This window comes from Sphingobium yanoikuyae (assembly GCF_034424525.1).
GTDB classification, from domain to species: domain Bacteria; phylum Pseudomonadota; class Alphaproteobacteria; order Sphingomonadales; family Sphingomonadaceae; genus Sphingobium; species Sphingobium yanoikuyae.
Genome location: NZ_CP139981.1, coordinates 1 through 19,060 on the forward strand (window position 1 = coordinate 1; position 19,060 = coordinate 19,060).

The 19,060-nt window shown below is 60.6% G+C and carries 22 protein-coding genes and 1 other annotated feature; of the genes, 18 read left to right on the forward strand and 4 right to left on the reverse strand.

Annotated elements, in window-relative coordinates; translation table 11 throughout:
• The 5 genes from U0025_RS25215 to U0025_RS25235 all read left to right on the forward strand — a co-directional run bounded on the left by U0025_RS25215 (position 1) and on the right by U0025_RS25235 (position 5,122).
• Complete coding sequence (locus tag U0025_RS25215; RefSeq protein WP_004213193.1) at positions 1-783, forward strand: hypothetical protein; 783 nt, start codon at positions 1-3, stop codon at positions 781-783.
• 111 nt (positions 784-894) lie between these two features.
• Entirely contained in the window at positions 895-1,776 is an 882-nt protein-coding gene (locus U0025_RS25220; RefSeq protein WP_037492481.1) for a DUF7146 domain-containing protein, read from the forward strand.
• The gene (locus U0025_RS25225) at positions 1,770-2,360 is read left to right on the forward strand and encodes a thermonuclease family protein (protein WP_004213189.1); all 591 of its coding nucleotides are present in this window, start codon (positions 1,770-1,772) and stop codon (positions 2,358-2,360) included. The genes U0025_RS25220 and U0025_RS25225 overlap by 7 nt, the downstream gene beginning before the upstream one ends.
• 116 nt (positions 2,361-2,476) lie before the next feature.
• Positions 2,477-2,797 carry a hypothetical protein gene (locus tag U0025_RS25230; RefSeq protein ID WP_004213187.1) on the forward strand — a complete coding sequence of 107 codons (321 nt, stop codon included), beginning with the start codon at positions 2,477-2,479 and terminating at the stop codon, positions 2,795-2,797.
• 552 nt (positions 2,798-3,349) lie between these two features.
• On the forward strand, positions 3,350-5,122 hold the full coding sequence (locus U0025_RS25235; RefSeq protein ID WP_004213402.1) for a ParB/RepB/Spo0J family partition protein: 1,773 nt from the start codon (positions 3,350-3,352) through the stop codon (positions 5,120-5,122).
• Between the two features lie 80 nt (positions 5,123-5,202).
• Here U0025_RS25235 and U0025_RS25240 read toward each other — a convergent pair whose 3' ends face one another.
• A complete protein-coding gene (locus U0025_RS25240) occupies positions 5,203-5,532 on the reverse strand; it encodes a hypothetical protein (RefSeq protein ID WP_004213404.1) in 330 nt (109 codons plus the stop codon).
• A 396-nt stretch (positions 5,533-5,928) separates the two neighbouring features.
• Between U0025_RS25240 and U0025_RS25245 the strand changes: the two genes are divergently transcribed.
• The 8 genes from U0025_RS25245 (at position 5,929) to U0025_RS25280 (ending at position 10,522) form a co-directional block, all read left to right on the forward strand.
• On the forward strand, positions 5,929-6,801 hold the full coding sequence (locus U0025_RS25245; RefSeq protein ID WP_004213405.1) for an ArdC family protein: 873 nt from the start codon (positions 5,929-5,931) through the stop codon (positions 6,799-6,801).
• Positions 6,802-6,948: 147 nt separating this feature from the next.
• Positions 6,949-7,209, forward strand: a complete 261-nt coding sequence (locus tag U0025_RS25250) for a hypothetical protein (RefSeq protein ID WP_004213406.1) — start codon at positions 6,949-6,951, stop codon at positions 7,207-7,209.
• 3 nt (positions 7,210-7,212) lie between these two features.
• The gene (locus U0025_RS25255; protein WP_004213407.1) at positions 7,213-8,493 is read left to right on the forward strand and encodes a Fic/DOC family protein; all 1,281 of its coding nucleotides are present in this window, start codon (positions 7,213-7,215) and stop codon (positions 8,491-8,493) included.
• Positions 8,494-8,818: 325 nt separating this feature from the next.
• Positions 8,819-9,208 carry a DUF3768 domain-containing protein gene (locus U0025_RS25260; protein ID WP_004213313.1) on the forward strand — a complete coding sequence of 130 codons (390 nt, stop codon included), beginning with the start codon at positions 8,819-8,821 and terminating at the stop codon, positions 9,206-9,208.
• 11 nt (positions 9,209-9,219) lie between these two features.
• Positions 9,220-9,507: a hypothetical protein gene (locus U0025_RS25265; protein ID WP_004213312.1), complete on the forward strand. Its 288-nt coding sequence runs from the start codon at positions 9,220-9,222 to the stop codon at positions 9,505-9,507.
• Positions 9,504-9,770: a hypothetical protein gene (locus U0025_RS25270; RefSeq protein ID WP_004213311.1), complete on the forward strand. Its 267-nt coding sequence runs from the start codon at positions 9,504-9,506 to the stop codon at positions 9,768-9,770. The genes U0025_RS25265 and U0025_RS25270 overlap by 4 nt, the downstream gene beginning before the upstream one ends.
• Before the next feature lie 12 nt (positions 9,771-9,782).
• A complete protein-coding gene (locus U0025_RS25275) occupies positions 9,783-9,992 on the forward strand; it encodes a hypothetical protein (protein WP_004213310.1) in 210 nt (69 codons plus the stop codon).
• Positions 9,989-10,522 (forward strand): hypothetical protein, encoded by a 534-nt coding sequence (locus U0025_RS25280; protein WP_004213308.1) that lies wholly within the window; start codon positions 9,989-9,991, stop codon positions 10,520-10,522. Before U0025_RS25275 ends, U0025_RS25280 begins: the two co-directional genes overlap by 4 nt.
• A 41-nt stretch (positions 10,523-10,563) precedes the next feature.
• Here the strand turns inward: U0025_RS25280 and U0025_RS25285 are convergent, their stop codons facing one another.
• The 3 genes from U0025_RS25285 to U0025_RS25295 form a co-directional block, all read right to left on the reverse strand.
• Positions 10,564-10,854, reverse strand: coding sequence for a hypothetical protein (locus U0025_RS25285; protein ID WP_004213307.1), 291 nt, complete (start codon positions 10,852-10,854; stop codon positions 10,564-10,566).
• A gap of 854 nt (positions 10,855-11,708) precedes the next feature.
• Entirely contained in the window at positions 11,709-12,122 is a 414-nt protein-coding gene (locus U0025_RS25290; protein ID WP_004213306.1) for a DUF2442 domain-containing protein, read from the reverse strand.
• Positions 12,109-12,357, reverse strand: coding sequence for a DUF4160 domain-containing protein (locus tag U0025_RS25295; protein ID WP_004213304.1), 249 nt, complete (start codon positions 12,355-12,357; stop codon positions 12,109-12,111). The genes U0025_RS25290 and U0025_RS25295 overlap by 14 nt, the downstream gene beginning before the upstream one ends.
• Before the next feature lie 557 nt (positions 12,358-12,914).
• Here U0025_RS25295 and U0025_RS25300 point away from each other — a divergent pair.
• The 5 genes from U0025_RS25300 (at position 12,915) to U0025_RS25320 (ending at position 19,058) form a co-directional block, all read left to right on the forward strand.
• Complete coding sequence (locus U0025_RS25300) at positions 12,915-13,541, forward strand: GntR family transcriptional regulator (RefSeq protein WP_004213302.1); 627 nt, start codon at positions 12,915-12,917, stop codon at positions 13,539-13,541.
• Between the two features lie 92 nt (positions 13,542-13,633).
• Positions 13,634-14,419 (forward strand): 5'/3'-nucleotidase SurE, encoded by a 786-nt coding sequence (surE, locus tag U0025_RS25305; RefSeq protein WP_004213301.1) that lies wholly within the window; start codon positions 13,634-13,636, stop codon positions 14,417-14,419.
• An 89-nt stretch (positions 14,420-14,508) separates the two neighbouring features.
• The gene (locus U0025_RS25310; RefSeq protein ID WP_004213299.1) at positions 14,509-16,236 is read left to right on the forward strand and encodes a B12-binding domain-containing radical SAM protein; all 1,728 of its coding nucleotides are present in this window, start codon (positions 14,509-14,511) and stop codon (positions 16,234-16,236) included.
• A complete protein-coding gene (locus U0025_RS25315) occupies positions 16,226-16,795 on the forward strand; it encodes an NUDIX domain-containing protein (protein WP_004213298.1) in 570 nt (189 codons plus the stop codon). Before U0025_RS25310 ends, U0025_RS25315 begins: the two co-directional genes overlap by 11 nt.
• A gap of 636 nt (positions 16,796-17,431) precedes the next feature.
• Positions 17,432-17,486 (forward strand) — a sequence feature (sul1 is cis-regulatory element that is thought to sense ions involved in sulfur or methionine metabolism; They are found in Alphaproteobacteria).
• A gap of 87 nt (positions 17,487-17,573) precedes the next feature.
• Positions 17,574-19,058, forward strand: coding sequence for a SulP family inorganic anion transporter (locus tag U0025_RS25320; protein WP_004213297.1), 1,485 nt, complete (start codon positions 17,574-17,576; stop codon positions 19,056-19,058).
• Positions 19,059-19,060: the final 2 nt, after the last annotated feature.

A 19,060-nucleotide genomic window follows, 5' to 3' on the forward strand; every position in this document is an offset into this window, starting at 1 on the left:
ATGACCACTTCCATAGGCGCCGTGCTGCGTAGCACCGGCCTCGCCACGATCGACCGCGCCTTGCTTGCGCGTGCCGAAAAACCGCGCGTCAAAGTCTGGGCCGGCAGCATCGCCGTAGGCCACGAAAAGCGGGCCAAGGCTTACACACCGATCCGCAATGCTCGCCAGATGCGCGAGATGATCGAAGCCGCAAAGCTCTACGAGCGGCAAACGCTCGCGCAGCGGCGGACAACCACACCGCGCATTCGCAACGGAGCTATCGGACAGGCCGGCATCCAGATCATCGAGTTCCTGGCCCGCGTCATCGACTATAGCACTGGCGCGCTGTTCCCCAGTCTTCACACGATCATGGATGGAACCGGCCTCAGCAAGAATTGCGTCGTTCAGGCGCTTTCGCGTCTCAAAGACGCGCGAATTATCGACTGGTTCAGGCGCTACGAGCCGGTTCCCGACCACGAAGCGCAAGGCGCTGGCCCGCGCATCAAGCAGGCCACGAACGCCTATCGCTTCCTCTTCCCCGCCTTCCTCTCGAAAATCTTCGCTGCTCGCCGCCGTCGCGGCGTCGCGGCCGATCCAGCCCCCGCTTGCGAACAATATCGCCAGATCGAGGCGGCGCGCGACATGGAGCGCATGAGGGATCAGCTGCCCCTATGGGAGCTAACCCGCGAAGAGCGGGACAAGCGCGAGCTGGCGGACATTCTCGCCAGCCTGGGCCAAGCGATTGAGGCGAAAGAACGTGAGTCATCCGCAAGTGAAGATAACCAGCGGAGATATTTATATTGAATGGCCCTGGTCGGGCCATACGCGATATTGACATATATCCCGACCGTTTGCCCGCCTCCGTGAAATGTGTATAAATCCCAATGTCGGGATACCGTTGACGAAAGAAGTTCGATGCAGATGGACGTCGAAGCACGCGCACGTCAGATCGTAGCGGATATGGGCGGCCACTGGCGCGGCTCATATGGCATGGTTTGCTGCCCAGCCCACAACGACCGCAATCCGTCGCTCCAAGTCACCCCCGGCAAGAAGGCCGTCCTGTTCAAATGTTGGGCCGGTTGCAGCCAGGAAGCCGTATGGTCCGCGCTCAACAGCCGCAAAATCAATCGCCACACCAGCGGCGAGACGGTCGATCGCGCGCCCGAACCCTCGCGCCGGAAGCTTGCCCTGCAACTTTGGGATTCCGCCGTGCCGATCGCGAACACCCCAGCTGAACGCTATCTCCGTTCGCGCGCGATCGACCCCACCGGCCTCAAGGTTCGCTTCGCTCCGCGCTGCATCGTTGGTCCGCCCGATGCCCGCGAAGAGCATCCTGCCCTTCTCGTGCCGTTCGAGGCCGACGAAGGCATCATTGCCGTGCAGCGGATCTTGCTCGATCCAGCAACCGGCGAGAAACGCTACCATGCCGCGCTGCGCGAGGCGAAATTGACGCTCGGCCTGGTCCGACACGCCGCCATGCGGATCGGCGGCCAGCCAACCGGCGATGTTCTGCGCCTCGCGGAAGGCTTCGAGGAAGCCGTTTCCGTCACCCAGCTTAGTGACGGGAAATTCAAGGTGTGGGGCGCGGGCGGCATTCGCCGCTATGGCCTGATCGCGATCCCCGAACGCATCCGCAAAATCGTCATCTACTCGCAACACGGCCAGGAAGCGGCACAGGCCATAGAGGACGCGCGCGACCACCTCACCGCCAACGACCGCGAACTGAAAATCATCCTCCCGCCAGCCCCGGCGCCGATGGACTGGAACGACATTCTTCAGGAGAGAGCCAGGTGCTGATCCGAGGTTTCAAAAAATGGCCGCGAAATCAGCAAATCGCGTTGCCAATTCTCTCTGTTTTCGCCTTCGGTGCGCTGTTCAATCAGATGCACGCAAGGAATAGCGAGCCAGTTTCGATCCACGTCGAGAACCCGCGCATAATCGACGGCGATACGCTCGAAACGCTCGAAAAAAAGCGCGTGCGGTTGTCGGGAATTGATGCGCCGGATGAGGACGGCAAGGGCAATGTGCCCAAGATCGCAGCGCAGCTCTATCTGGAGGAGCTGGTGAAGCAAAATGGCGGCATGGATTGCACGAGCGATTTTCAGGACGAAAAGCTGACGGTCGAGCCGATATGCAACACGCGGCGGACAAGCTGGGGCCGGTCTAACCTGTCGTGCCGGTTTCGGTCGAATGGGGCATCTGTTTCGGCAACAATGGTGCGCCATGGATATGCCGTTGATTACAGGCAACATTCAGGGCTGGCCTACGCCCGTTTCATGAAAGACGCAGCCGATGAGCGGCGAGGGCTTTGGGGTGTCGATTACGAGGCGATGCGGAATCTGGCGATCGAGAGGGGCCAGCTGCCGAACAAGTGCAAGTGATCGGAGCCGGGAACCTGCCCTACTCCACCACACGGCTACGCCGCGCGGCTCCACGGAGCCAGCAAAGCCGTCTCCGCCCATTCGGGTGACGGTCAGGGCTGGAAGGGAAGATCAGCATGACTGATGCGACGCGAACGACGATGCAGGCCGCGCCCAGGCAAAGGGCATCGCCGCGCGCCGAGGCAATCGCGGCGTGGCTGATCGCCGCGCTCATTCTCGCAGGCGGCGGTATCGTCGCGCGCCTGATCGTCGATTATCCGCAGTTCCTACCGAACAGCTATATCGGCTTCCTGATCTACCGGGCCGGTCCCACCGCCACCTTGCTATGGGCCTGTGCCGGCGCGACCATCACCCTCAGTGCAGCGCCGAGACGTGTCGTTCTCCTGATCGCCCTGGTTGGCTCGATAGCCGCGGGATTCGCGCTCTCCGGGTTTTGATCTCGCACCCTCATGCTTTGCGTTGACAATTCAGTCATTAACCTTGGAACACCACCATCCATTATCCATTCAAGCGCACAGCGATTTCATGAGCAGGTCCCCTCACGATTATCATAGACGCTTGCGGGCGATTGATGAACGAGCCGCAGCTCTCCGCGCCGAATCGGAACGCTGGCAAGCCTTATGGAATGAAGCTGGCGCAGATAATGTCGATCCCCCCATTGTCGCAAAGCCCCTACGCCGCCGCTGGTTCTCCTTCTTAAAGCGAACGCGATAGTTTGAGCGGCCCAGGGCCGCGCGTTGCCAGAGTGGTGGCAGCTGCCACCGGGGGGAACACCAAGGGCACCCGCCCTTTCGTTCCCGAAGCATAATCGACAGGACCGGGTTGCACGCCAAGTTCGGCCAGTCCCGGCGCGCTCGCGCGCCGGGGCCTCCCTAGCCGTGCCGCCCGCACCACTCCCATCGATTTTGCTTCCCCCTCCCCATCCCGCGCTTCGCCAGCGGGTCAGAGCCGCAGGCCGCAGGCAGCGGCTTCGCCTAAAGGAGTGAAAAATGACCATCCAGACCATCCAACTGAACAAGCTGGCGCTTTCCGATCTCAACGTGCGGAAGGTGAAGCCCAAGGAAATCGAAGCCCTCGCAGCCGACATTCAGGCGCGGGGCGTGCTGCAAAACCTGATCGGCTATGACGAAGACGGCAAGATCAGGATTTGCGCCGGAGGGCGGCGCTACCGGGCCTTGAAGCTGTTGCAGAAGGCAAAGGCCATCCCCGGCACTTTCGAGGTTCCCGTTGAAATCCGCAGCAAGGACGAGGCGCTGGAAATCTCGCTTGCCGAGAACGCGCAGCGCGAGGACATGCACCCCGCAGATGCCATCGCAGCCTATCGGGCGATTATCGACAGCGGCAAGGACGTTGACGATGTTGCAGCATCGTTCGGCGTTTCCCCCGCCTATGTCCGCCGCGTGTTGAAGCTGGCGGCGCTGCACCCGACCATTCTCAAAGCCTTCCAGAAAGACGAAATCGGCATGGGCGCGGCGCAGGCTTTCGCGCTGACCGACGATCAGGACCGCCAACTTGAGGTTTTCAAGCGCACCGGCGACAACGCCCACCAAATCCGCGCCATGCTCACCCAGGAGAAGGTTGCCGATACCGACAAGCATTTTCGCATTGTAGGCGAGGAAGCCTATTGCGCCGCAGGCGGCACCTTCACGACCGATCTTTTCGGAGAACGTCGCTACTGCGATGATGCGGGCCTTGTCATGGACCTTGTGCAAGATCGGCTCGACGCCATCGCCAAGGCGGCGCGCGAAGATGGCTGGCGCGATGCGGAAGGGCAGCTCTACCGGCCTGATTCCTACTGGATGCGCGGCCATCTGGAACCCGCTGGCGAGCGCGATCCGACCGAGGAAGAAACCGCGCAGCTGGTCGAGATCGAGGCGGCAATCGCCAAGCGGGAAAGCGAGGTGGACGAGGACGAGCACGACTATGACGACGAGTTGCGCGCCCTGACCCGCAAGCAGGACGCTATCATATCGGCTTGCCGCGTTTTCACTGCCGAGCAGAAGGCCGAGCACTCCCTAATCGTCTTCATCGGCCATGACGGTATCGAACAGGTTGCGTTCACCCGCAACGCCAAGGGCACCGCCGATGGCCCCAAGCCTCCCCGCCCCGACTACTCGCAGAAAGTCATGGATCAGCTGGGCGGCATCCGCACGATGGCGGTTCGGGAAGCCCTTGCCAGCGACCCGGAACTGGCGCTGGACGTGCTCTTGACGGGCCTTTTGGGACAGGTTCGCGGCAACGCTTATTCGTGGCAACAGGCCGCCGAAATCACTGCCGAGAAGAACCGCTTCCATGTTGACGATGCGGTCATGGGCCATTCCACGATTGCCGACATTGACGAGATCGCAAGGGCCGATCTTGACCGCTTGGCCGAAACACCCACGCTGGACGACATGCGCCAGATGGACAGCGAAGCGAAATTGCGGCTGCTGGCCTACTGCGTTGCCTCGCAGATCACGAGCCTTTCGTTCCACAGCGACCGCGACCGCCAGCTGGCGCAGATCGTCGGAGCCGCGCAGATCAACATGGCCGACAAGTGGGAACCTAATCAGGTATTCTATGACCAGCTTAGCAAGGCCACGCTCTTGAAGCTGCTGGCCGAAGGTTGCGGCAACGACGCTGTAGAGAATTGCCAGACCATGAAGCGCTCTGACCTTGCCGTGACGGTCAACGAGCGCCTTGCGGGGCGGCGCATCCTGCCCCCCGCCCTTCGACCCTCTGCCTTGCCCGATGCCGCCGATAGCGAAAGCCAAGCGGCATGACGGCACGGGGAGCGCGCTTCACTCCCGCGCTCCCCGCAAACTTGGGGGCGGTGGCAGCTGCCACCGCCCCGCCTTTGCGATTAGCGAATGCGCCTGTTGAGGAAGAAAATTCCGATGGGTGCGACGAACAGCGCAAAGCACCACAGCATCATGTTGATGAACAGCTTGAGCACGATCAGGATCAGCGCTGGCATGACGAATATCGTGTTGCCGCGCATCGTATCCATTGCCGTGTCCCAAACCATCTTGGCAAACGGGAATAGTGCCGTGCAGATCAGAAAATAGATAATCAGGAACGGGGTTTTCGGGCCTAGCGCCATCATGAAGGCGAAGAACAGAGCGCCAAAAATATAGGCCCGGATGAGGTAGCGTGGCTCTACGGCCCCAAATATTCTGCGAACGAACTCCATTTCTGATCCACCTGCTGTTTCATCTGACAACTGGTTTAGATTCCACACAAAATCATGCAACCCGCCGCCATAATGAGCGGCCAGGGCCGCGCGCCTAGTAGTCTGTCAGCTGCCACATAGGATCGAGCGGCCCAGGGCCGCGCGTTGCCGGTGGTGGCAGCTGCCACCGGGGAACACCAAGGGCACCCGCCCTTTCGTTCCCGAAGCATAATCGACAGGACCGGGTTGCCCGACAAGTTCGGCCAGTTCCGGCGCGCTCGCGCGCGCCGGGGCCTCCCTAGCCGTGCCGCCCGCACCACTCCCATCGATTCTGCTTCCCCCTCCCCATCCCGCGCTTCGCCAGCGGGTCAGAGCCGCAGGCCGCAGGCAGCGGCTTCGCCTAAAGGAGTGAGGAAAATGGCTAAGGAAACGAACCGGATCGACATTTATCAGGCTGTCACCGACGATATTCTTGCGATGCTGGAAGCGGGGACCAAGCCTTGGGTGAAGCCGTGGAGCGGTGGGCCGACGATTCCGCTCCGGCACAATGGGGTCGCCTATCGTGGGATCAACGTCCTCAGCCTTTGGGCCAGCGCCATGCGTCAGGGCTTCGCCTCGCCCTATTGGCTGACCTTCAAACAGGCGTTGGAGCTGGGCGGCAATGTCAGGAAGGGCAGCAAGGGAACCACCGTTGTCTATGCCAACAAGCTTGTCGTGAAGGACTCCGAGACGGACGACGAGCGCGCCATTCCGTTCCTGAAACGATACACGGTTTTCAATGCCGATCAGGTCGAGGGACTGGACGGCAAATACCCCGCGCCCGCTCCGATCATTACCAATCCCGAAACCCGCGACGTAGAACTTGAAGTGATGTTCTCTCGCATCGACGCAACCGTTCGCATCGGCGGATCGCAAGCCTATTACCACACCCGCGATGACTATATCCAAATGCCCGCTTTCGAAGCGTTCCATTCCGCCGACGACTACTATGCCACGCTTGCACACGAAGCCGTGCATCATGCAGGGCATGAAAGCCGCCTCAACCGGAAAACCCTGATTTCAACGAGCCGCGCCGACTATGCGAGGGACGAACTTGTGGCCGAGCTGGGCGCATCGTTCATCGGTGCGATTGTCGGTTTCAAGGTCGAGGAACGCGAAGATCATGCCGCGTATATCGAGCACTGGTTGACCGCGCTCCGCAATGACAAGCGCGCCATTTTCGAGGCTGCCCGTGAGGCACAGAACGCCGCCGACTACCTGTTGGCGATGATGACCGACCAAGCGGATTGATATGCCCGCCCCGCAAAATGCACGAGACGCCGCGCAAGCGCGGCGTCCCATTTCAGGAAGGTGAAATATGGGGGCTACTCAATGTGGTTTATATACAAATCCCGACATGTTAACTATGGCTGGGAGCAGGTCGTTTTTAGGTGCAAAATGGAAAATATCATCGACACCTACAGGAATCGCATCAAGGCGATGGGATATGAGCCGCGTCGGCAGGAAGACATTCCTGGCGTGATGACAGCTTATTGCGAGGCAATCGCAAATTGCAAGATTGAAGGACTTGAATTGGTTTCGGATGACCACTCTTTTTGTTTGCTGTTGGTCGAAACCCAAATTCCCGTCGATGTGGCGATTGGTCTGGCGCAGGACTACAACCGTGATGTTATGTCCCGCCAGAAACTCGCTGCATGACAGGTGAGCGACCCTTACACCTGGCGTAACAGCGACGTTCTTCGGAACAAGCTGGGAATCCGCGACGATAATATCCTCAAGGAGCGAGAAGCTTTCTTCTCGGTTGTCCGACATGGCGAGCTGGTCGTGCAGCGCGCCGCGCCGGCGACGAACGCGCGCGAGTATCGCGAACTGCACAATCATCTGTTTCAGGACGTATATGATTGGGCGGGGCGCTTTCGGACTGTGGACATAAGCAAACCCGGCAGCACCTTTGCCCGAGCGCACTTCATTGCCCGCAGCATGGAGCACGAATTTAAGCAGCTGCCCGACCTCCAAACCCTCAAGTCGATGGATCGTGATCGCTTTGCCGATACCATGGGGCGGCATATTTCCGAATTAAATGCCGTTCATCCGTTCCGTGAGGGCAATGGTCGCACCATGCGGCTGCACTTGCAGCTGCATTCCCTTGCGGCCGAAAAATTCGTCTCGATCCAGGCAATGGGGCCGAAGGACTGGATGGAGGCGAGCCGCGACAGCTTCCATACCGGAAATCACGCCTCCCTCGCCAAAGTCATCCGTGATGCAATGCCGCTCGAACAGAACCGCGTCGAGCCAGCGCGTGGGCCAGCGGGCATCGCGTTTCCGCCCTCGATGGAATCTCTCATGCCAGTTGGCGAACGACGCGCAATGAGTATCGAGCAGGCCAAGGATCAAATCAGCCGTTACCTACCTACTGCGCAAACCGTGGCGTCGCGGCAGCATGAGCAGCTTAACCGGATCGCGGAAACGTCCGCCGACATGCGCCAGCTGGCCGCGCGTTCAGCGCAGGAGCTTGCCTTTTTCCGCGACCCCAAAGGGCCGATGCACCACCTTCAGCTGATTGAGCAACGCCGCTATCATCAGATCGAAGTCAATTGGTCCGAGGGCATGGACCCGCTGCAAAGAGTCCGCGCCATCAGCGCGGGCGCCGCAGATTTCCTTTCGAAAATGACCGATCGCGACATTCAGGCCGCCGATCGCGCGCTACGTCTGCAAGTCATGCCTCCCGGCGTCAGTCAGGTTGATCTACGCCTTGCTGCACAATTCGAGAAAAACTCGCCTGAGCAGAACCGCGCCGATGCCAGGTTCGCGCAATTCCAGCTCGCCATTGATAAGCGCGTCGCGACAGCTACCGAGCGGGGTGCATCGAAGGAACAGCTGGCGCAGATCGTCGAAAGCGCAAAGGCCCATGTCGCCGCTACATTGCGCGAAGGCAAATCACCGACGCCGACCGCCGAGAAACCAAAGGACCGCGAGCGCTGAAAATGAGCGGCCAGGGCCGCGCGCCTAGTAGTCTGTCAGCTGCCACATAGGATCGAGCGGCCCAGGGCCGCGCCCCGTCAGTGGTGGCAGCTGCCACCGGGGGAACACCAAGGGCACCCGCCCTTTCGTTCCCGAAGCATAATCGACAGGACCGGGTTGCCCGACAAGTTCGGCCAGTTCCGGCGCGCTCGCGCGCCGGGGCCTCCCTAGTCGCGCCGCCCGCACCACTCCCATCGATTTTGCTTCCCCCTCCCCATCCCGCGCTTCGCCAGCGGGTCAGAGCCGCAGGCCGCAGGCAGCGGCTTCGCCTAAAGGAGTGAGGAAAATGGAAGCGACAACTGACCAGATCGCCACCGTTGCGGCGCTGAACGACATTGCGCGGCGAACGATGGGCGTGACTTGTCGCACCGTGATTACGCAAGGCATCGCGGCGCTGGACGAGAATACGCAGAACGACATTCTCAAGATGATTGAGGGTTTTGAGGATTTCACACCCGACAACGACCCTCACGGCGAGCATGACGCCGGTTTCCTTTATCGCGACGTGATCGGCCAATGGCATACCCGCTGGACCGACGACAGCGCACGCCCAGCCCTCTCGGTCATGTGGAAGTTCGACTATTACGACCGCGATCTTGAATTTGGCAGCGCTGAACCGTGGAATCCCGATGCCACAACCCGCGTGCTCACCATTCTCCTAACCAGCGAATATTGAGGGAGGCCATCATGACTAAATCGCCCCCGATTATCGAGCTTAGCTGGCGTGATGAGAATTATGGTTCCGTCTGCGCCGTCGCCGCATTCCGCAACTATGCGGGGACACTGGATTGGAGCGACCGCACCCACCAGCGGTTTCGCGGATGCTTGAAACGCGCAGGCTTTGCGTTCCATTGGGGCCGATGCAGCTATATCGCCACCAGCGGCACCCGCGAGGATCGGCAGCGCGCCCTTTGTGACGAGCTGGCCCGCGCAGGATTCCAGATCGACAGCGGCGACGTGAGGACAGAGGCATGAACCGCGAACGCCGCAAGCAGATCGCCGCCGCCCGCGTGCTGATCGACAAGGGCAAAGCCCTGTTGGATGAGGCGCGCGACATGCTCGAAACCGTCAAAGATGACGAGCAGGCCGCCCGCGAAAATCTGCCACCCAGCCTTGAAGACAGCGAACGCGCGCAGGCGATGGACGCCGCAGTTTCCGAACTGGAAAGCGCGATTTCAGCCCTTGAAGACTTCGACGCCGACGAGATCGGCACGCAACTCGACACCGCCAGCGAATAGGAAGGATTGACCATGCAACCCATGCGCCACCTAGATCGAGACACGCGCCGCGCCCGCCTTCTGGCGGCGCGCACGCGCCCCGTCGGCGGCATCAACCGGCGCGGCATCTTCACCGGCCATTGGGACGGTGGCGATGTTGTGCGCCAGTTTCGCGGCGACAACGGATCATGGATCGGCCTTGCCGCCTACAAGGCGAAGGAAGAGCCGGAGCCGCAGCCATGAAAATCAGCAACACGGCGAGCGCCGTTCGCGTCACCCTCTCCCCCACTGAGATCAGCGATTTGCAATTTGTCATCGAGGCGGCCGAGCGCGCGGGGCATTACATGCCCGCGCGCGTCCCTAACATCATGGCGGCGCTGACGCGCAGCGCCGATGATGTTAGGATGAAACAGGCCATGAAGCGGGCGGAAAATGATCGCGTCACGCGGATCGAGCAGGACCGGCGCGCGCGCGAACGTCAATTCATGCTGGGCGACCGATACAGCGTCATGGCGAGCCGCGCCGACTACGCCGATGCGTCTTCTGATCCGGACGCGCGCCAATGGGTTGACCTGGTGTTTCATGAAATCATGCAGAGGCCGCTTCCCGATCAATACGAACTCCGGCGCGACGTGTGGCGTGTCCACGTTGTCCAACTGGACGGCGGCACGCTCGGCGCTGTTGTAGGCGGCGATTGCACTCAAACCGCCGACCCCGCCGAAATTACTTCCGTAGCGGAACAGCTGATCGCCCGCTTCGAGGGCAGAGCTTGACGCGCGTGGAGCGGTGGCAGCTGCCACCACTCCAGAAAGATCTAGAATCCGGCGATTAGAGGCAGCAGCGCCGCCGCTTGACTTCCCAGGACCGGCACCCAATAATTCGCGGCGCGGTAATCAGGGCCGTGATCGACCGCCATCACCCCGAAGACATATCCGATCATCGGCAGCGTCCACAGCAGACGCCCGCTCAGGTCCACGCCCATCAGCACCAGCGCCACGCCAAGCACGGCCCAAAGCGGAATCAGTCGTTCCATGATCTCGCGATGACGGACTATTCGCCATGCGTTTTCCCGGTCATCGGCGCTAACCTGCGATACGAGGCCCATAGCTTCCCCTTTTCATCAACGGTCGCCGGCGATCATCCAACGGCTTCACGAAAATGTGAAGCGCTTCGCGCGCATTCTCGCCGATCCGTTGTATAGCCCTCATCGAGCGAGGGCGAGGGACTGTGACAGCGGCCCTTCGCAAATCCTCTCGCTCAAAGGAGGTGATGTGATTTGACAGCATATGAAGCAGCTCAATTGACGATCGCAGCCGTCGCGCTCGTGATCGCAATTGTGAAGCTGGGAAAGTCCGATAAGGGCTGATCCAGCGGGGCGGGTGGTCTGACAGGGCTGCCCGCCCTAAATGTTTGAACCCGCCGTGTGACAGCACGGCGGGTTCAGGTAGGTGTGTGAAATGAATCAGCACACGAAGCATTGCCTATATAGCCCTTTTCCCTTGCCAATCCAATAACCGGCGTGCGCGCGGCGCGTTCCCCTCCTGTTCCGCATGGCGCATAAGCGCCCAATGGCTGCGAACTACAACCGCCCCAAGCCCATCGATCCTATCTGGTATCGGCAAGGCTGCTATCTGCGCATCCAGTGCGCTTGCGGTCGCCGCATCGTCGCCCCGCTGGGTGACTTCGCCCGCTCGCGCCGCATTCCTTTCGATATCCGCATATACGAGCTGATCGCGCGACTTCGGTGCAGCCAGTGCAGCCGCAAACCTTATGCGGACGTGTCGCGAAGCCGCTCGGGCAATTAAAATGACGGAGGATCTGATTGTTCGGACGCTTTCGGCGCTATCTGTTAGGCCTGTCGCCGGCGACAGGCCGCAACGCCCGCTAGGCCGCCGCTATGTACAAGAGCTAAATCGGCCGCACGTCGCTGGGTCGGCGCGGCCCGCATGGGTGATCCCGTTAGCCGCTGGCCGACTTCCTTGGGCGGCCGCCCTTGCGGCCGTTGGCCCGCGCAGCCGCGACCTTGGCCGCAGTGCGCGATCGGCCACCTTGCGCGCCTAGCTGCTGCGCCATCCATTGCTTCGAGCCGAAAACGCCCTGCAACAGTGCAGGTACGTAGAGATCGGCGTCGAGCTTAGGCCAATGCAGGCCCAACCCGGCAGCGCTGACCTCGATGTCGGTCAGCGCATCAGGCGGCGCGTCGGCCAAGCCTTCGGCGAGCCGCGCCGGGAATGTCAGCTCGACACCCGTATTCAGCGCCACCACCACACGCGCGCGGCGGCGATCGTAGCGCGCCGAGACGGCATGGCCAGCGGCGCGCAGTTCCGCCATGCGCTTTTCGGCGTGATCGAACTCCTGTTTAGTAACTGCCATGAATAGCACTCCATTCCGCGCAGAGGGCTGCCAGCGCCGCCTGTAGGGCATCCTTGATGCCGCCCAGCGCCGGCAGTTTGAAACCGTAGCTTTCCCGCAACTCCGGTGGACCACCGGGGCAATGCAGGATGAAAACCGCCTCGCCGTCCGCCCCTTTAACATGGACGTGAGCGGGACGATGATCGTTCGGATAGATCACGACCCGCAGGCCATCTATGCGCAGGACAGTTGGCATTGCCGAACCTATATCAAAAACCCAAGCGCTAGGGAATAGTTCCGGCGCTGTTGCTGCCCTCTGGCGCAAGGGCCTGTCGCTCGTTGGTCAAGACCGATGATCTTGGTGCTATCTACGGCGTGCGGCTTAAAAGGGGGCGGTACATAGAACGGACCCAGATATACGCTTAGCGCCAGCAGGCCGCTCAGGCTTCGCAAATCACCTGTTTTTCGGTTAATCGCCACCGCAATGCATCAGGTTCCCGATGCTGATGCGTCCACATCCGGCTTTGTGGTTCCTACTGAAGGCTGTGCGCCGAGGATGAGGCATGGGCCTTCATCGTCGGAGGCGAGGACGGTTGATTTAAGAAAGCCACGGTATTCAGGCTGGTTTTTTGCCCGCGTATCGCGAATATCGACGTATGTTTTGCTTTAAAATTCGTCCGAGCCCCCTCGATAAGTCCGTTCGCCAGCCATTCGCGCAATCCCCATGAGGTCGAAGGCGGTCTCCATTCACCGTCTTCGCGCGTGTCGCCCTAAGCGCGTCGCGCTGGTTCTTCCCAGATGCACGAGGTTGAGATGACCTCCGGTCGGACTTCTGAGCGCGTTTACGACGCCCTTCGCCGCAGAATCACGCAGCGTGCCTATCGCCCTGGAACACGCCTCGATCCTTCGGAACTTTCCGAGGAGTTTGGGAGCAGTGTCACGCCCGTGCGCGATGCCCTCCATATCCTGATCGGCGAAGGCCTCGTCGCGACCGGACCTGGCGAAGGCTTCTACATCCCCCATCTCGACGAACCCGCCCTGCAGGATCTCTATGATTGGACGTCGGACCTGTTGTCCGCCGCGTTGCGACGTCAGCGGCGGCGGCAACCGCCGACCGAACAAAGCCTCGACAATGCGGATGACGACGCTGCAACGCCGACTGCCGCACTATTCTCCGCGATTGCGCGCCGATCCGATAATCGGGAACACGCGCTGGCCATGCGTTGGGCGAACGCCCGGTTGCACCCGCTCCGCCTCGTCGAAGCACAGATTCTGTCCGACCTTGATCTGGAGCTAACGGAGATGATGAGCGCCTTTGCTATCGACGATATTACGAAACTGCGCAAGCTACTCACCAACTATCATGCGCGACGCAAGCGTTCCGCAGGCAGGATCCTGCGCGCCTTCTACACCGAGGATGACAAAATATCTCCGATATAGATGCCATATATTTGGCATATAAGCTTCGATATAGTCTCCATATTGCATAGCATCTGCTCCGATGGCCAATTGCGACCTGTTGGAGCAAATGCGTGCGTATCCTGTTGACCAACGATGACGGATTCGACGCGCAAGGTCTCCGTCTCCTCGAGCGTCTCGCCGCCCGCCTGACCGACGACGTGTGGACGATAGCGCCTGAATATGAACAGTCCGGCGCGAGTCGCGCCTTGACCTTGACGGTCCCCGTCCGCGTCCGTCAGCGCGGCGAGCGCAGCTATTCGGTCGCGGGAACACCGACGGATAGTGTGCGGATCGCGCTGCTTGACCTCATGCGCTCAGCACCACCCGATCTCCTGATCTCTGGCATTAACCGCGGCCAGAATATAGGAGAAGACATAGCGCTCTCGGGCACGGTCGCCGCGGCGATTCAAGCCGCCATGCTTGGAGTGCGCTCGATCGCCTTGAGTCAGGCGCTCCCGGGTTTTGGCACCGATCATGTCGCGGACTGGTCACCAAGCACCACTTACGGCGCTGACCTAGTTCGGTCTCTCTTGGACAGCCCCAGCAAGCTCTTCAACGTCAATTTCCCCGACTGCCGTCACGATCAGGTCGCAGGCATCATGGTGACCCGCCAGGGATTCAACCGAACGTCATGTGCGAATATCGACCGCCGCACCGATCCGCGGGGCAACAGCTATTACTGGATGTGCTTCCATGAAGACCTTCCCTGTTCAGAACAGGGAACAGACATCGCCGCCCTTCAGGAGCGCTATATATCCGTTACACCGCTCCTCACCGATCTCACTGATCACGGCACCGCGGCGACGATGCGCTCCATCACGCTCTGTACGGTCGAGCCAAGAGAGATGGAGGTCTAGGCGCAACCAACAAGGAACGGGCCGCGAGGTAGGACGCCGGCACCCTGTCGGCGGATGAGTTCGTGTGCCCTTTTGGAATGGAGAGGTCCATGTTCTTCTCGACGTACGCACGACGCGATTCTGATTATCTCTTCCATGATGGCGCGCGACCCACCGGCGTGCTGCTCGTCTCGACCTTTTCCAACAAGCATGGCGGCGCAATCAGCGAGTCCTTGGGTCCAGAGGCAATTGCCGGGCATTTAATTGGCACCTTCGGGACCACGATCGCCATCGACCACATCGATCTTCAGCTCGATCAGAGCGCGCGCGCAATCGCAGCGAAGGTGGCCAGGGACCGGCCGAGTCTTGTCGGTATCTCGGTCAAGATCGGGGCGCTCGACCAACTTCGTAACCTGATGCGCTTGTTGCTCCCGCTGCGTTATGACGAAGGTACGGGCCCCCTTCTCGTGTTAGGCGGTGTCGTTCCGACCTTCGCGACCGCGGCCCTGCTTGAGGAATTTCCGCAAGTGATCATGGTAGTCCGCGAGGGCGAGAATGCAACCGCCGCCCTGGTGGACTATGTGCGTGGCGAGCGCTCCCTCGCCAGTGTCCCCGGCATTGCCTTCCGGAATGAAAGCGGAGAACTAGTTGCGACGCCGGCACAACGTCTCAAGCTCGCGCAGCGCTTCCTCCCCGCGCGCCTTACCTCCGAGCGGGTCCACAAGGAACTCGGTGGAATGGTTTGGGCGGAAGCATCGCGCGGCTGTGATTTCAACTGCACCTTCTGCTCGATCCGAGACCTGCATGGCGGCGGCTTCGACGGTGGCATTTCCCCGGAAAGCGTGATCGCCGATCTGATCGAACTGGATCGCCGCGGAATCCGAGCGGTCAGCTTCACAGACGATGATTTCGGCGGCGACCCGGAGCGGACGGCGAAAATCGCGCGGCTGATTAAGGAGGCTCGGCTAAATATTCGCTTCTCTATCTCGACCCGGGCCGACCATATCTGGCGGGAACGCTTAAGCATCAAAGGCGAGCGACTGGACGATGCCGAACTTGTCGATCGCAACCGTCGCCTGCGCCAAATCATGGTCGAGTTGGCCGAGGCCGGGTTGGAGCGCGTGTTCATCGGAATGGAGTCTGGCTCGCCCACGCAGTTGCGCAGATACGGCAAGCAGGTCAGTGTCGAAGGGAATTACAAAGCTCTCGAAATCCTCCATGAACTGGGGATCGACGCTGTCGCCGGCTACATCCCAATTGACCCGGCAATGTCACTGACCGAGTTGCAGGAGAACATCGCTTTCCTGCGTCGCACCGGCATGTACCGCAAGATCACTAACCCCTTGAGTGTCCTGCGCGTACAGGCCGGATCTCCTTATCTAAAGCTCGCCCGCCAACGGGGTCTCCTAGAAGAAGCAACCGACGACCTCGTCTTTTTCAAGGCGCGCTTCGAGGATGAGAATGTGCAGCGCGTCGCTGAACTAGCCGATCGTTGGGTGGAAGACATGTATGTCTTCATGTTCGGCCTGAAGGGCGAGGTCGCGTCCCAGACCCTCCTCCTAGGACCGGGCGGCGTCGCAACGTCAGCCTCTCGCCAGGTCGAGAATTGCCTATTTGGCTTTCGCGAGCTGGAAATGGAATTCATCGAGGCCGTTACCAGTCGACTCGCACACAACGGTGGCGCAAACCTACGCGACATTACCGAAACTTTCGTCGGCAAGCGTTCGAAGCTGGTACAGCAAGTCATCGCTTTGGTAGAAGATGGCGTGATTGGAAAGAATCCACGACTACAGGAAGCAATCGTTTCGATGAACAAGGAAACCGCCCATGCCGCATGAGTTGCTGCGTAGCCGGACTGTCTACGATGGCCAGTTTGTCAGGGTACGCATCGACGAGGTGGATCTTGGCACCGGTATCGTCGAACGCGAGATCGTCGAAGAAACCGGTGAGGGTGTGCTTGTCGTGGCGATCACCGGAGACGGCGAAATTGTTTTGGTTGAGCAGAGCCGCCATTTGTTCGGAACGACCTATGAAGTGCCCTCGGGCGCGATCAACCCCGGTGAAACACCTACAGAGGCCGCCCGTCGGGAACTTCGCGAGGAAGCCGGCTTGGATGCCGGCTCCTTCCAAATGATCAGTGCCCACGTCAACAGCGTCCATATGACCGGGCGGAACTATTACTTCCTCGCAACCGACCTTTCGGAATGTGAGCCGCTCAGTTGCGACAGCGACGAGGAGTTTATTGGCCGCGCTGCGTTTAGCTTTGACGAGGTGAACCGGCTGATTGCAGAGGATCGAATTCCGGACGTGCGCAATCGCGGCTGCATCTGGCTGGCACAGCTCAAACTGCTCACCGAAACAGCCATCTCCGATGCCTCTGCCCTTTGCAGCGAATGAGATGTGCGATAGCTTGAAGGGATGGACCGCCCGCCGCCTTCCAATGACGACGATGGACGCCTTGAGGGCAATGTGTCAACGTCGTTCTTTTTCAATTCGGTGAATTTCGGGTCTAGCTGCAACTACAATGCTAACCTCAACACCGGGGCCGCGCTGACCGTAACTCCGTAGCTGTAGGCGCTTGCAATCGTAGCGGCGTCTGCTCGCAAACGGAGCGATTTTCTGCTCACCCTTTCTGCCACTGGCGCATGGCCTCGTGCTCGAATTATCTGCCAGTGTGCTCGCCATCATCCGGCGCTGCTTGCAAACGGGGCGTCGTGCTCACACTCCCTGCCAGTGGGTTCTCCAAACCCGTCGCCGGCAGACGCTTTTGCGAAGCGGGTTTCCAGAACAGTTTTGACACGCGGCGGGCCGCAGAAATGCGTTGCGGTCATGGCCCGCCGGCAGGATCGTCAGAAAGGAAGGTTTTTGCGAACAGCGGGTGGCGCATAAAACGGGCACAGATATACGTTTACGACTGAACCAGTCGAAGCGCGCTGGCCGCGACCGTCCCGAATGGGATGGTATTATGGGAATGCAGGCTGCTGATGTTCGCAGTTGCAATATGGTCCGATCAGTGACTATCTAGAGGCCTTCGACGGACCCGGATTGATTCGGGTGGCTCGGCCCGGCGCCTATCCCCGGGATAACCTTAGCGAATTTGGGCCTCGCTTCCGAGTATCGTTGATTGAACGCGTCTGACGGCGTGCGCCCCTCGCTATTGCGATCAGGTTTCTACATGACATTTGCTACTTCGCTTCGACGCGAATGGCTCTCGAACCCGCGCGCCGACGTGCTTGCGGGTATCGTCGTCGCGCTCGCGCTGATCCCGGAGGCCATCGGCTTCTCGATCATTGCCGGCGTCGATCCAAGCGTCGGGCTGTTTGCCTCCTTCTCCATCGCCGTCATCATCTCGCTCGTGGGCGGACGCCCCGGCATGATTTCGGCCGCAACCGCCGCCATTGCGGTTCTTGTCCTGCCGCTGATCCGCGATCACGGCGTCCAGTACCTCTTTGCCGCCACCATCCTCATGGGACTGATCCAGGGCGTCGCCGGCTTCCTGAAGCTCGACCTGCTGATGCAGTATGTGTCACGCTCGGTCATCACCGGCTTCGTCAACGCGCTCGCGATCCTAATCTTCATCGCGCAGCTTCCCCAGCTAACGAACGTCCGGTGGGAAACCTACGCGATGGTCGCGGCGGGCCTGGCGATCATCTACCTGTTCCCGCGTCTGACCAAGGCGATCCCGTCGCCGCTGGTCGCGATCGTGATCCTGACGATCGTCTCGATCTATGCCGGCATCAAGGTCAACACGGTGGGCGATATGGGCAAGCTGCCCTCGTCGCTGCCAGCGTTCGGCATCCCACAGGTGCCGTTCACGCTGGAAACGCTGCGCATCATTTTCCCCTATTCGCTGACGATGGCGGCGGTTGGCCTGCTGGAATCGATGATGACCGCGCAGATCGTCGATGATCTGACCGACACGCCATCGAACAAGCGCCGCGAGATGAAGGGGCAGGGTATCGCCAATTTTCTGACCGGCTTCCTCGGCGGGATGGGCGGCTGCGCCATGATCGGGCAGTCGGTCATCAACGTGAAGTCGGGCGGCTCCACCCGCCTTTCCACCTTTGTGTCGGGCGCGTTCCTGCTGTTCCTGATCGTCGTACTGGGGCCGCTGGTCGCCCGCATTCCGATGCCGGCGCTGGTCGCGGTGATGATTATGGTGTCGATCGGCACCTTCTCCTGGGGATCGATCAGGAACCTCAAGAGCCATCCGTGGCAGTCGTCGGTTGTCATGCTGGTGACGGTGCTGGTTGTCGTCTCGACGCACGATCTGGCGCAAGGCGTGGTCGCAGGCGTGATCCTGTCCGGTCTGTTCTTCGCCAGCAAGGTCAAGCGCCTGTTCGACGTGGCATCCGAGCTGAGCGCGGATGGCAGGACGCGGACCTACCGCGTCTCGGGTCAGGTGTTCTTCGCCTCGTCCGAGCGGTTCGCCGACGCCTTCGACTTCAAGGAGGTGCTGGACAATGTGGTCATCGACCTGACCGCCGCGCACTTCTGGGACATTTCGGCGGTGGGGAGCCTCGACAAGGCGATCCTCAAGTTCCGCCGCGAAGGCACCCATGTCGAGGTCATCGGCCTCAATCAGGCGAGCGCGACGATGGTCGATCGCTTCGCCGTCCATGACAAGCCCGGCGCCGAAGCAGCGCTCGGCGCCCACTGAGG

Coding starts and splice junctions, on each gene's coding strand:
- U0025_RS25215 (WP_004213193.1), top strand. CDS start 1: ATGACCACTTCCATAGGCGCCGTGCTGCGTAGCACCGGCCTCGCCACG.
- U0025_RS25220 (WP_037492481.1), top strand. CDS start 895: ATGCAGATGGACGTCGAAGCACGCGCACGTCAGATCGTAGCGGATATG.
- U0025_RS25230 (WP_004213187.1), top strand. CDS start 2,477: ATGACTGATGCGACGCGAACGACGATGCAGGCCGCGCCCAGGCAAAGG.
- U0025_RS25235 (WP_004213402.1), top strand. CDS start 3,350: ATGACCATCCAGACCATCCAACTGAACAAGCTGGCGCTTTCCGATCTC.
- U0025_RS25240 (WP_004213404.1), bottom strand. CDS start 5,532: ATGGAGTTCGTTCGCAGAATATTTGGGGCCGTAGAGCCACGCTACCTC.
- U0025_RS25245 (WP_004213405.1), top strand. CDS start 5,929: ATGGCTAAGGAAACGAACCGGATCGACATTTATCAGGCTGTCACCGAC.
- U0025_RS25250 (WP_004213406.1), top strand. CDS start 6,949: ATGGAAAATATCATCGACACCTACAGGAATCGCATCAAGGCGATGGGA.
- U0025_RS25260 (WP_004213313.1), top strand. CDS start 8,819: ATGGAAGCGACAACTGACCAGATCGCCACCGTTGCGGCGCTGAACGAC.
- U0025_RS25265 (WP_004213312.1), top strand. CDS start 9,220: ATGACTAAATCGCCCCCGATTATCGAGCTTAGCTGGCGTGATGAGAAT.
- U0025_RS25270 (WP_004213311.1), top strand. CDS start 9,504: ATGAACCGCGAACGCCGCAAGCAGATCGCCGCCGCCCGCGTGCTGATC.
- U0025_RS25275 (WP_004213310.1), top strand. CDS start 9,783: ATGCAACCCATGCGCCACCTAGATCGAGACACGCGCCGCGCCCGCCTT.
- U0025_RS25280 (WP_004213308.1), top strand. CDS start 9,989: ATGAAAATCAGCAACACGGCGAGCGCCGTTCGCGTCACCCTCTCCCCC.
- U0025_RS25285 (WP_004213307.1), bottom strand. CDS start 10,854: ATGGGCCTCGTATCGCAGGTTAGCGCCGATGACCGGGAAAACGCATGG.
- U0025_RS25290 (WP_004213306.1), bottom strand. CDS start 12,122: ATGGCAGTTACTAAACAGGAGTTCGATCACGCCGAAAAGCGCATGGCG.
- U0025_RS25295 (WP_004213304.1), bottom strand. CDS start 12,357: ATGCCAACTGTCCTGCGCATAGATGGCCTGCGGGTCGTGATCTATCCG.
- U0025_RS25300 (WP_004213302.1), top strand. CDS start 12,915: ATGACCTCCGGTCGGACTTCTGAGCGCGTTTACGACGCCCTTCGCCGC.
- U0025_RS25310 (WP_004213299.1), top strand. CDS start 14,509: ATGTTCTTCTCGACGTACGCACGACGCGATTCTGATTATCTCTTCCAT.
- U0025_RS25315 (WP_004213298.1), top strand. CDS start 16,226: ATGCCGCATGAGTTGCTGCGTAGCCGGACTGTCTACGATGGCCAGTTT.
- U0025_RS25320 (WP_004213297.1), top strand. CDS start 17,574: ATGACATTTGCTACTTCGCTTCGACGCGAATGGCTCTCGAACCCGCGC.